At 53.1% G+C, this 10138-nt stretch carries 22 protein-coding genes (1 of these 22 cut by a window edge); all 22 read left to right on the plus strand.

Going from position 1 to position 10138, the window contains the following annotated elements:
- Window positions 1–8 precede the first annotated feature (8 nt).
- On the plus strand, window positions 9–830 hold the full coding sequence (rplB, locus tag AHA_RS01545) for a 50S ribosomal protein L2 (protein ID WP_005307957.1): 822 nt from the start codon (window positions 9–11) through the stop codon (window positions 828–830).
- Between the two features lie 22 nt (window positions 831–852).
- Window positions 853–1131 carry a 30S ribosomal protein S19 gene (gene rpsS, locus AHA_RS01550; RefSeq protein WP_005307960.1) on the plus strand — a complete coding sequence of 93 codons (279 nt, stop codon included), beginning with the start codon at window positions 853–855 and terminating at the stop codon, window positions 1129–1131.
- A gap of 10 nt (window positions 1132–1141) precedes the next feature.
- The gene (rplV, locus tag AHA_RS01555; RefSeq protein WP_011704314.1) at window positions 1142–1486 is read left to right on the plus strand and encodes a 50S ribosomal protein L22; all 345 of its coding nucleotides are present in this window, start codon (window positions 1142–1144) and stop codon (window positions 1484–1486) included.
- Window positions 1487–1489: 3 nt separating this feature from the next.
- Window positions 1490–2203 carry a 30S ribosomal protein S3 gene (gene rpsC, locus AHA_RS01560; RefSeq protein ID WP_005331168.1) on the plus strand — a complete coding sequence of 238 codons (714 nt, stop codon included), beginning with the start codon at window positions 1490–1492 and terminating at the stop codon, window positions 2201–2203.
- 13 nt (window positions 2204–2216) lie between these two features.
- Window positions 2217–2630: a 50S ribosomal protein L16 gene (gene rplP / locus AHA_RS01565; RefSeq protein ID WP_005307963.1), complete on the plus strand. Its 414-nt coding sequence runs from the start codon at window positions 2217–2219 to the stop codon at window positions 2628–2630.
- On the plus strand, window positions 2630–2821 hold the full coding sequence (rpmC, locus tag AHA_RS01570) for a 50S ribosomal protein L29 (protein ID WP_005307965.1): 192 nt from the start codon (window positions 2630–2632) through the stop codon (window positions 2819–2821). The genes rplP and rpmC overlap by 1 nt, the downstream gene beginning before the upstream one ends.
- Window positions 2821–3069, plus strand: coding sequence for a 30S ribosomal protein S17 (gene rpsQ / locus AHA_RS01575; protein ID WP_005307966.1), 249 nt, complete (start codon window positions 2821–2823; stop codon window positions 3067–3069). Before rpmC ends, rpsQ begins: the two co-directional genes overlap by 1 nt.
- 147 nt (window positions 3070–3216) lie before the next feature.
- Window positions 3217–3585: a 50S ribosomal protein L14 gene (gene rplN, locus AHA_RS01580; RefSeq protein WP_005307975.1), complete on the plus strand. Its 369-nt coding sequence runs from the start codon at window positions 3217–3219 to the stop codon at window positions 3583–3585.
- Between the two features lie 11 nt (window positions 3586–3596).
- A complete protein-coding gene (rplX, locus tag AHA_RS01585; RefSeq protein WP_005307977.1) occupies window positions 3597–3914 on the plus strand; it encodes a 50S ribosomal protein L24 in 318 nt (105 codons plus the stop codon).
- 13 nt (window positions 3915–3927) lie between these two features.
- Complete coding sequence (gene rplE, locus AHA_RS01590) at window positions 3928–4467, plus strand: 50S ribosomal protein L5 (RefSeq protein WP_005331162.1); 540 nt, start codon at window positions 3928–3930, stop codon at window positions 4465–4467.
- A gap of 10 nt (window positions 4468–4477) precedes the next feature.
- On the plus strand, window positions 4478–4783 hold the full coding sequence (rpsN, locus tag AHA_RS01595) for a 30S ribosomal protein S14 (protein WP_011704315.1): 306 nt from the start codon (window positions 4478–4480) through the stop codon (window positions 4781–4783).
- Between the two features lie 21 nt (window positions 4784–4804).
- Window positions 4805–5197, plus strand: a complete 393-nt coding sequence (rpsH, locus tag AHA_RS01600) for a 30S ribosomal protein S8 (RefSeq protein ID WP_011704316.1) — start codon at window positions 4805–4807, stop codon at window positions 5195–5197.
- Window positions 5198–5210: 13 nt separating this feature from the next.
- Window positions 5211–5744, plus strand: coding sequence for a 50S ribosomal protein L6 (rplF, locus tag AHA_RS01605; protein ID WP_005307981.1), 534 nt, complete (start codon window positions 5211–5213; stop codon window positions 5742–5744).
- Window positions 5745–5753: 9 nt separating this feature from the next.
- Window positions 5754–6107 (plus strand): 50S ribosomal protein L18, encoded by a 354-nt coding sequence (rplR, locus tag AHA_RS01610; protein ID WP_011704317.1) that lies wholly within the window; start codon window positions 5754–5756, stop codon window positions 6105–6107.
- A 14-nt stretch (window positions 6108–6121) separates the two neighbouring features.
- A complete protein-coding gene (rpsE, locus tag AHA_RS01615) occupies window positions 6122–6622 on the plus strand; it encodes a 30S ribosomal protein S5 (protein WP_011704318.1) in 501 nt (166 codons plus the stop codon).
- 6 nt (window positions 6623–6628) lie between these two features.
- A complete protein-coding gene (rpmD, locus tag AHA_RS01620) occupies window positions 6629–6808 on the plus strand; it encodes a 50S ribosomal protein L30 (RefSeq protein WP_005307985.1) in 180 nt (59 codons plus the stop codon).
- A gap of 2 nt (window positions 6809–6810) precedes the next feature.
- Window positions 6811–7248, plus strand: a complete 438-nt coding sequence (gene rplO / locus AHA_RS01625) for a 50S ribosomal protein L15 (RefSeq protein ID WP_005307987.1) — start codon at window positions 6811–6813, stop codon at window positions 7246–7248.
- A gap of 8 nt (window positions 7249–7256) precedes the next feature.
- A complete protein-coding gene (gene secY, locus AHA_RS01630; RefSeq protein ID WP_010672567.1) occupies window positions 7257–8585 on the plus strand; it encodes a preprotein translocase subunit SecY in 1329 nt (442 codons plus the stop codon).
- Window positions 8586–8612: 27 nt separating this feature from the next.
- Window positions 8613–8726 carry a 50S ribosomal protein L36 gene (rpmJ, locus tag AHA_RS01635; RefSeq protein WP_005319705.1) on the plus strand — a complete coding sequence of 38 codons (114 nt, stop codon included), beginning with the start codon at window positions 8613–8615 and terminating at the stop codon, window positions 8724–8726.
- A gap of 139 nt (window positions 8727–8865) precedes the next feature.
- On the plus strand, window positions 8866–9222 hold the full coding sequence (gene rpsM, locus AHA_RS01640; RefSeq protein ID WP_005307991.1) for a 30S ribosomal protein S13: 357 nt from the start codon (window positions 8866–8868) through the stop codon (window positions 9220–9222).
- 14 nt (window positions 9223–9236) lie between these two features.
- On the plus strand, window positions 9237–9626 hold the full coding sequence (gene rpsK / locus AHA_RS01645; protein WP_005319702.1) for a 30S ribosomal protein S11: 390 nt from the start codon (window positions 9237–9239) through the stop codon (window positions 9624–9626).
- A 39-nt stretch (window positions 9627–9665) separates the two neighbouring features.
- On the plus strand, window positions 9666–10138 hold the 5' portion of the coding sequence (gene rpsD / locus AHA_RS01650; protein ID WP_011704319.1) for a 30S ribosomal protein S4. 148 nt of this gene lie beyond the right edge of the window; only the first 473 of its 621 coding nucleotides appear in the window; its start codon is at window positions 9666–9668; the stop codon falls past the right edge of the window.

Raw genomic sequence — 10138 nt, forward strand, 5'->3', positions numbered from 1 at the left:
TCTGAAAAATGGCAATCGTTAAGTGCAAGCCTACTTCTCCGGGCCGCCGCCACGTCGTCAAGATCGTCAACCAAGACCTGTACAAGGGCAAGCCCTTTGCAGCTCTGCTGGACAAGAAAGACAAGTCCGGTGGTCGTAACAACAACGGCCGCATCACCACCCGTCACATCGGCGGTGGTCACAAGCAACACTACCGTATCGTCGACTTCAAGCGCGACAAAGACGGTATCCCGGCCAAAGTAGAGCGCCTGGAATACGATCCTAACCGTACCGCAAACATCGCCCTGGTGCTGTATGCAGACGGTGAGCGTCGTTACATCCTGGCTCCGAAAGGCCTGAAAGCTGGTGATGCAATCGCTTCTGGTGCTGATGCCGCAATCAAGGTAGGTAACACCCTGCCGATGCGCAACATCCCGGTCGGTTCTACCGTTCACGCTGTTGAGATGAAGCCTGGTAAAGGTGCCCAGCTGGCTCGTTCCGCTGGTACTTTCATCCAGATCCTGGCTCGTGAAGGTAACTATGTAACTCTGCGTCTGCGTTCCGGCGAAGTACGTAAAGTTCTGGCCGAGTGCCGCGCCACCATCGGTGAAGTTGGTAACTCCGAGCACATGCTGCGTCAACTGGGTAAAGCCGGTGCAAACCGCTGGCGTGGTATTCGTCCGACCGTTCGCGGTATGGCGATGAACCCGGTCGACCACCCGCACGGTGGTGGTGAGGGTCGCAACAAGGGCATGCAGCCTGTGTCCCCATGGGGCCAGAAGGCTAAAGGCTTCAAGACCCGTAAGAACAAGCGTACCGACAAGTACATCGTACGTCGTCGTAACAAGTAATTGTTAACATAGAGGAATCACCATGCCACGTTCTCTCAAGAAGGGTCCATTTATTGACCTGCACTTGCTGAAGAAGGTAGAGAAAGCGGTGGAAAGCGGGGATAAAAAGCCGGTTAAGACCTGGTCCCGTCGTTCAATGATCATCCCGAACATGATCGGTTTGACCATCGCTGTCCATAATGGTCGTCAGCACGTTCCGGTTTTCGTTACCGAAGAAATGATCGGTCACAAACTGGGTGAATTCGCACCGACTCGTACTTATCGCGGCCATGCTGCTGATAAGAAGGCTAAGAAGCGCTAAGGGATAAATGATGGAAGCTATCGCTAAACACCGTTATGCCCGTACTTCTGCCCAGAAAGCTCGTCTGGTAGCCGATCAAGTACGTGGTCTGTCCGTAGACAAGGCTCTGAACATCCTGACCTTCAGCCCGAAAAAGGCTGCAGCTCTGGTGAAGAAAGTGCTGGAATCTGCCATTGCAAACGCTGAGCACAACGAAGGCGCCGATATCGACGCGCTGCGTGTTGCTACTATCATGGTCGACGAAGGTCCCTCCATGAAGCGCATCCGTCCGCGTGCCAAAGGTCGTGCGGATCGTATCCTCAAGCGTACCGCTCACATCACCGTAGTGGTATCCGACGCTAAGGCTGGGAGATAAGCAATGGGTCAGAAAGTACATCCTAATGGCATTCGCCTGGGTATTACCAAGCCTTGGAATTCTACCTGGTTCGCGAACACCAAAGACTTCGCTGACAACCTGTACAGCGATTTTCAAGTACGCCAGTTCCTGACCAAGGAACTGAAAAACGCGTCCTTGTCCAAGATCACCATCGAGCGTCCGGCCAAGAGCATCCGTGTGACCATTCACACCGCTCGTCCGGGTGTTGTGATCGGTAAGAAAGGCGAAGACGTTGAGAAACTGCGCAAAGCTGTAGCCGCAATTGCTGGCGTGCCTGCTCAGATCAACATTTCCGAAGTCCGCAAGCCGGAGCTGGATGGCAAACTGGTTGCCGACAGCATCACTTCCCAGCTGGAGCGTCGTGTAATGTTCCGTCGTGCTATGAAGCGCGCCGTACAGAACGCAATGCGCCTGGGTGCCAAGGGCATCAAAGTGGAAGTTTCCGGTCGTCTGGGCGGCGCTGAAATCGCGCGTACCGAATGGTACCGTGAAGGTCGTGTGCCGTTGCACACCCTGCGTGCCGACATCGACTACGCAACTTCTGAAGCCCACACCACTTACGGTGTGATCGGCGTTAAAGTTTGGATCTTCAAGGGCGAAGTTCTGGGCGGTCTGGCTGCTGTTAATGCCGCTGCTGCTCAAGAGCAAGCTCCTGCAAAGCCCAAGCGTGACAACAAGCGCCGCGCTGCTAAGTAAGGAGATTCGGTAAATGTTGCAACCAAAGCGTACTAAATTCCGCAAGACCCACAAGGGTCGTAACCGCGGTCTGGCCAACTCTGGTAACGAAGTATCCTTCGGTACCTTTGGCCTGAAGGCGACATCCCGTGGTCAACTGACTGCTCGTCAAATCGAAGCAGCCCGTCGTGCCATGACCCGTCACGTTAAGCGTCAAGGCAAGATCTGGATCCGTGTGTTCCCGGACAAGCCCATCACCGAAAAGCCCCTCGAAGTTCGTATGGGTAAAGGTAAGGGTAACGTGGAATACTGGGTTTGCCCGATCCAGCCTGGCAAGGTTCTGTACGAGATGGATGGTGTACCTGAGGCTCTGGCGCGTGAAGCGTTTGCCCTGGCCGCAGCTAAGCTGTCCGTTCAGACCACTTTCGTAATTAAGACGGTGATGTGATGAAAGCCCAAGATCTGCGTCAAAAGAGCGTCGAAGAACTGAACCAGGAGCTGCTGGGTCTGCTGCGTGAGCAATTCAACATGCGCATGCAAGCTTCCACCGGCCAGCTGGCTCAGACTCACACTCTGAAACAAGTGCGTCGTGACGTCGCACGTATCAAGACTGTACTGACTGAGAAGGCAGGTGCGTAATGACTGACAAGATCCGTACTCTGCAAGGTCGTGTAATCAGCGACAAGATGGACAAGTCCATCACTGTTGCTATCGAGCGCAAGGTAAAGCACCCGATCTACGGTAAGATCATCAAGCGCACTACCAAGCTGCACGTACATGATGAAAACAACGAATGCAAAGCTGGCGACCTCGTGGAAATCCGCGAATGCCGCCCGCTGTCCAAGACCAAGTCCTGGACCCTGGTTGCCGTTGTAGAAAAGGCCTAATCGGTACTTTGTAGTCCAAACGGCCCCTTAGCGGGGCCGTTTGTTTTTTAGGCTACCTTTTCTAAAAATCCTGTGTTATAGTTTCGCGCCTTTTGAAGGCAGCCAGATCCCGAGAGGGATAAGAAGTAAACAAAGCGGAGCACTAAGATGATCCAGATGCAAAGTATGCTGGGTGTTGCCGACAACTCCGGCGCTCGCAGTGTAATGTGTATTAAGGTTCTGGGTGGTTCGCACCGCCGTTACGCCGGCATCGGCGACATCATCAAGGTTTCCATCAAGGAAGCCATTCCTCGCGGTAAAGTGAAGAAAGGTGATGTGTATAACGCGGTGGTCGTACGCACCCGTAAAGGCGTTCGTCGTCCGGACGGCTCTGTCATCCGTTTCGACAACAATGCGGCTGTGTTGCTTAACAACAACCAACAGCCAATCGGTACTCGTATTTTTGGCCCGGTGACTCGTGAACTGCGTAATGAGAAGTTCATGAAGATTGTGTCCCTGGCACCCGAAGTACTGTAAGGAGTCGAACGATGGCAGCTAAAATCCGTCGCGAAGACGAAGTGATTGTTCTTACCGGCAAAGACAAGGGCAAGCGTGGCAAAGTCACTCAAGTCCTGATTGCAAAAGGTAAGGTAATCGTGGAAGGCATCAACCAGGTGAAGAAGCACCAGAAGCCGGTACCCGCACTGGGTCAGGCTGGCGGTATCGTCACCAAAGAAGCCCCCATCGATGTATCTAACGTAGCGCTGTTCAACTCTGCCACTGGCAAGGCTGACCGCGTTGGTTTCCGGATTGAAGACGGCAAAAAAGTCCGTTTCTTCAAATCCACCGGCGAACTTGTGAAGTAATTGGAGTTTAACGATGGCGAAACTGCATGATTACTACAAATCCGATGTAGTAAATGAACTGTCCAAACAGTTCGGTTACAAGACTATCATGCAAGTCCCTCGGATCGAGAAAATCACCCTGAACATGGGTGTTGGTGAAGCGATCTCTGACAAGAAATTGCTGGAAAATGCTGCTGCCGATATGGCTGCCATTTCCGGTCAGAAGCCGCTGATCACCAAAGCTCGCAAATCTGTTGCGGGCTTCAAGATTCGTGAAGGCTACCCGATAGGTTGTAAAGTAACCCTGCGTGGCGAGCGTATGTGGGAGTTCCTGGAACGGCTGATTTGCATCTCCGTACCGCGTATCCGTGACTTCCGTGGCCTGAACGCTAAAGCGTTCGACGGTCGTGGTAACTACTCCATGGGCGTGCGTGAGCAAATCATCTTCCCGGAAATCGACTATGACAAGGTCGATCGCGTCCGTGGTCTGGATATCACCATCACCACTTCCGCGAATACCGATGAAGAAGGCCGTGCTCTGCTGGCTGCCTTTAACTTCCCATTCCGCAAGTAAGGTTAGGGTTATGGCTAAAACTTCCATGAAAGCACGTGAAGCAAAGCGTGCGAAGCTGGTAGCCAAGTTCGCCTCCAAGCGAACCGAGCTGAAAGCTATCATTGTTGATATGAACGCTTCTGAAGAAGCGCGTTGGGATGCTGTCCTGCAACTGCAACAGCTGCCCCGTGATTCCAGTCCGTCCCGCCAGCGTAACCGTTGCAATATTACTGGTCGTCCGCACGGTTTCCTGCGCAAGTTTGGCCTGTCCCGCATCAAGGTGCGTGAGCATGCCATGAAGGGCGAAATTCCGGGCCTGAAGAAGGCTTCTTGGTAACGAATCTCGGGAGTTAGACTTATGAGCATGCAAGATCCGATCGCGGATATGCTGACCCGCATCCGTAACGGTCAGGCGGCGAGCAAAGTTGCGGTTTCCATGCCTTCTTCCAAGCTGAAAGTGGCTATCGCCAAAGTGCTGAAAGAAGAAGGTTACATCACTGGCTACTCCGTAGCTGGTGACGTGAAGCCGGAACTGGAAATTGAACTGAAATATTTCCAGGGCAAGCCAGTTGTAGAACTGATCCAACGCGTGAGCCGTCCCGGCCTGCGTATTTACAAGCGCACTACTGATCTGCCGAAAGTTATGGGCGGTCTCGGTGTTGCTATCGTGTCCACGTCTAAAGGTGTGATGACTGACCGTGCTGCCCGCAAAGCAAGCATGGGCGGTGAGATCATCTGCTACGTCGCTTAATAGGAGGTAGGAAATGTCTCGTGTTGCTAAGGCACCCGTCACTATTCCTGCTGGCGTAGAGGTGACTCTGAACGGCCAGGAACTGTCCATCAAAGGTGGTAAAGGTTCTCTGGTTCGCTCTATTCACGCCGGTGTAGAAGTGACCAAAGAAGACAATGTACTGAAGTTCGCCCCGCGCGACGGCATCGCTGGTGCTGACGCTCAGGCCGGTACTGCCCGTGCATTGGTCAACAACATGGTAATCGGTGTTACCCAAGGCTTCGAGCGCAAGCTGCAGCTGGTTGGTGTAGGTTATAAAGCCTCCATCAAGGGCAATGCTGTTGCGCTGGCTCTGGGCTTCTCTCACCCGGTAGAGCATGCGCTGCCGGCTGGTGTGACCGCTGAGTGCCCGACTGCCACAGAAATCGTTCTGCGTGGTGTCGACAAGCAGCTGGTTGGCCAAGTCGCCGCCGATATCCGTGCTTACCGCGCTCCGGAGCCCTACAAGGGCAAGGGTGTACGCTATGCCAACGAGCAAGTGCGTACTAAAGAAGCTAAGAAGAAGTAAGGTAACACTATGGACAAGAAAGCAGCTCGTCTCCGTCGTGCTACTCGTGCTCGGAAAAAGATGCAGGAACTGGGAGCTACCCGTCTGGTTGTTCACCGTACCCCGCGTCATATCTATGCGCAGGTTATTGCAGCCAACGGTTCCGAAGTTCTGGCCTCTGCTTCCACAGTAGAGAAAGCCATCAGTGAAGCTATTAAATACACCGGTAACGCTGATGCAGCGACCGCGGTAGGTAAAGCAATCGCTGAGCGTGCTATTGCCAAAGGCGTTCAGAACGTATCTTTCGATCGTTCCGGTTTCAAGTATCACGGTCGCATCGCTGCTCTGGCAGCTGCTGCACGTGACGCTGGTCTTCAGTTCTAAGCTAGGAGTCGAAGATGGCTAAAGTCGAATCTCAAGCCGGCGAACTGCAAGAAAAGCTGATTGCAGTAAACCGTGTTTCGAAAACTGTTAAAGGTGGTCGTATCATGTCCTTCACCGCGTTGACCGTGGTGGGTGATGGTAACGGCCGTGTAGGTTACGGTTACGGTAAAGCCCGTGAAGTTCCGGCCGCAATTCAAAAAGCGATGGAACAGGCTAAGCGTAACCTGAACAAGGTTGAGCTGAACAACGGCACTCTGCACCACCCGGTGCGTGGTGTTCACTCCGGTTCCACCGTGTTCATGAAGCCGGCCTCTCAAGGTACTGGTATCATTGCAGGCGGCGCCATGCGTGCTGTTCTGGAAGTTGCTGGTATCCACAACGTGCTGGCCAAGACCTACGGTTCCACCAACCCAATCAACGTTGTTCGCGCAACTGTCGACGCTCTGGTACAGGGTCAATCCCCGGCCCAGATCGCTGCCAAGCGTGGTCTGCGCGTTGAAGAAATTCTGGGGTAATGCGACATGGCTAACACTGTAAAAGTAACTCAAACTCGCAGCTCTATCGGCCGTCTGCCAAAGCACAAGGCGACTCTGCGTGGTCTGGGTCTGCGTCGCATTGGTCACACCGTTGAGCTGGAAGATACTCCCTGCGTACGCGGCATGATCAACCAGGTTTATTACATGGTTAAGGTGGAGGGCTAAGCATGCGTCTGAATACTCTGTCTCCGGCCGCTGGCTCCAAGCGCGTTAAGCACCGTCCGGGCCGTGGTATCGGTTCTGGTCTGGGCAAGACCGGTGGTCGTGGTGTTAAAGGTCAAACCTCTCGTTCCGGTGGCGGCAAAGTCCGCAACGGTTTCGAAGGCGGCCAGATGCCTTTGAAAATCCGTCTGCCGAAGTTCGGTTTCTTCTCCCGCAAATCTTTGGTTTCTGCCGAAGTGCGCCTGAACGAAATCGCCCTGGTAGAAGGTGATGTGGTCGACGTGAGCACTCTGAAGCAAGCCGGTGTTATTACTAAAAACATCGTGTTCGCTAAAGTTGTTCTGTCTGGCAACATTGACCGTGCTGTGACCGTTCGTGGTCTGTCCGTCACCAAAGGTGCACGTGCAGCCATCGAGGCCGCTGGCGGTAAAATCGAGGAATAATCAGTACAATGGCTAAGAAACCAGGATTGGATGTTAAAGCACAGGGTGGTCTGAGTGAACTGAAGAGCCGTCTGCTCTTCGTTCTCGGGGCGATTATCGTTTTCCGTGCAGGCTCTTATGTGCCGATTCCTGGTATTGACGCCGCCGTACTGGCCGAGTTGTTCCAACAACAGAAGGGCACCATCATTGAGATGTTCAACATGTTCAGTGGTGGTGCACTCTCGCGTGCTTCTATTCTTGCGCTGGGGATCATGCCGTACATTTCGGCGTCGATCATTATCCAGCTGCTGACTGTGGTTCACCCCGCTCTTGCTGAACTCAAGAAAGAAGGTGAATCCGGCCGTCGCAAGATTAGCCAATATACCCGTTGGGGCACGCTGGTTTTGGGAACGTTCCAGGCCATTGGTATTGCAACCGGTCTGCCGAATATGATGCAAGGACTCGTGACTCATCCGGGTTTGGGCTTCTATTTTACGGCCGTTGTGAGTCTGGTCACCGGTACCATGTTCTTGATGTGGTTGGGTGAGCAGATTACCGAGCGTGGGATTGGTAATGGTATCTCGTTGATTATCTTCACAGGTATCGTTGCTGGTCTGCCTCATGCCATTGGCGCTACGGCCGAACAGGCACGTCAAGGGGAATTGCACATCCTGCTGTTGTTGTTGCTGGGCTTGATTGTTTTCGCAGTGACTTACTTTGTGGTGTTCGTGGAGCGTGGTCAGCGTCGTATCGTCGTTAACTATGCCAAGCGTCAACAAGGCCGCCAGGTATTTGCCGCGCAAAGCACACACCTGCCGTTGAAAGTGAATATGGCCGGTGTGATTCCTGCGATTTTCGCATCCAGCATCATCCTCTTCCCAGGGACCATTACCTCTTGGTTTGGTCAGGGCGAGGGCAAGATCGCTGACATCCTGCAACAGGTCTCTATGGTCCTGCAGCCGGGTCAGCCCTTGTATGAGATGCTCTATGCAGCAGCCATTATCTTCTTCTGCTTCTTCTATACCGCGCTGGTGTTTAACCCCCGCGAGACAGCAGACAACCTGAAGAAGAGTGGAGCCTTTATCCCGGGGATCCGCCCGGGCGAGCAGACAGCACGTTATATCGATAAGGTTATGACTCGCCTGACATTGGCAGGTGCGCTCTATATAACCTTTATCTGTCTGGTACCCCAGTTCTTGATGACTGCCTGGAACGTACAGTTCTACTTCGGTGGCACCTCGCTGCTGATTATCGTGGTAGTTATCATGGACTTCATGGCTCAGGTTCAGACCCATATGATGTCTCATCAATATGGTGATGTCCTGAGGAAGGCCAACCTGAAGGGCTACGGCCGCTAAAGGTCGGCGTAGTTACGGAGTTAAGCAATGAAAGTTCGTGCTTCCGTTAAGGCAATCTGCCGTAACTGCAAAATCATCAAGCGTCACGGTGTGGTGCGTGTGATTTGCAGCGAGCCAAAGCATAAACAGCGCCAAGGCTAATTTTTTACGGTTAGTACTTGCAACAAATAGTTGTGCTGGCTAATATAGCCAGCCAACTTTTGTTGTGTATTGGTTGACCGCCACGTATCCGCTCACGGGCTTTGTGGTGGTCGTAATCTACTATATGTAGGAGTGAATAGTGGCCCGTATCGCTGGCATTAACATTCCTGACCATAAGCATGCAGTCATCGCTTTGACTGCTATTTATGGCGTCGGTCGTACCCGCTCCAAGGCCATCTGTGCCGCAGCCGGTATCGCTGAGAATGTGAAAATCAAAGACCTGGACGAAGCTCAGATCGAGAGTCTGCGTGAACAAGTAGGTAAATTCACCGTTGAAGGTGACCTGCGTCGTCAGATTTCCATGAACATCAAGCGATTGATGGATCTGGGTTGCTACCGTGGTTTGCGTCACCGTCGTAGCCTGCCTGTTCGTGGTCAACGTACCAAGACCAACGCTCGTACCCGTAAGGGTCCGCGCAAGGCTATCAAGAAGTAACGGGAAGGTAGAAAATGGCTAAAACTCCGACTCGTGCTCGCAAGCGCGTTAAAAAGCAAGTGAGCGACGGTATTGCGCACGTTCATGCATCTTTCAACAACACAATCGTGACCATTACTGACCGTCAGGGTAATGCTCTGTCATGGGCTACCTCTGGTGGTTCAGGTTTCCGTGGTTCCCGTAAGTCCACTCCGTTTGCTGCCCAGGTAGCTGCTGAGCGTGCTGGTGAGATCGCCAAAGAATACGGCGTGAAGAACCTGGAAGTCATGGTCAAAGGTCCGGGTCCCGGTCGTGAGTCTTCCATCCGCGCTCTGAACGCGGCTGGTTTCCGCATCACTAACATTACTGATGTGACTCCGATCCCGCACAACGGTTGTCGTCCTCCCAAGAAGCGCCGCGTGTAACGCTGTAGCTACTTGGTCTAGGATTGTTGGAGAAAGAAGATGGCAAGATATATCGGTCCTAAGCTTAAGCTTAGCCGTCGTGAGGGCACCGACCTCTTCCTGAAGTCTGGTGTTCGTGCGATTGATTCTAAGTGCAAGATTGACACCGTTCCTGGTCAACACGGTGCGCGTAAAGCGCGTCTGTCTGACTACGGTGTTCAGCTGCGCGAGAAACAAAAAGTTCGTCGTATCTACGGCGTATTGGAAAAACAGTTCCGCAACTACTACCGCGACGCTGCCCGTCAAAAGGGTAACACCGGTGAAAACCTGTTGCAGCTGCTGGAAGGTCGTTTGGACAACGTTGTTTACCGTATGGGCTTCGGTGCTACCCGTGCTGAATCTCGTCAGCTGGTGAGCCACAAGGCCATCATGGTCAACGGTCGCGTTGTGAACATTCCTTCTTTCCAGGTTTCCCCTGAGGACGTGATCTGCGTTCGTGAGAAGGCTAAGAAGCAAGCGCGTATCAAAGCATC

Source organism: Aeromonas hydrophila subsp. hydrophila ATCC 7966, from assembly GCF_000014805.1.
Classification (GTDB): Bacteria; Pseudomonadota; Gammaproteobacteria; order Enterobacterales; family Aeromonadaceae; genus Aeromonas; species Aeromonas hydrophila.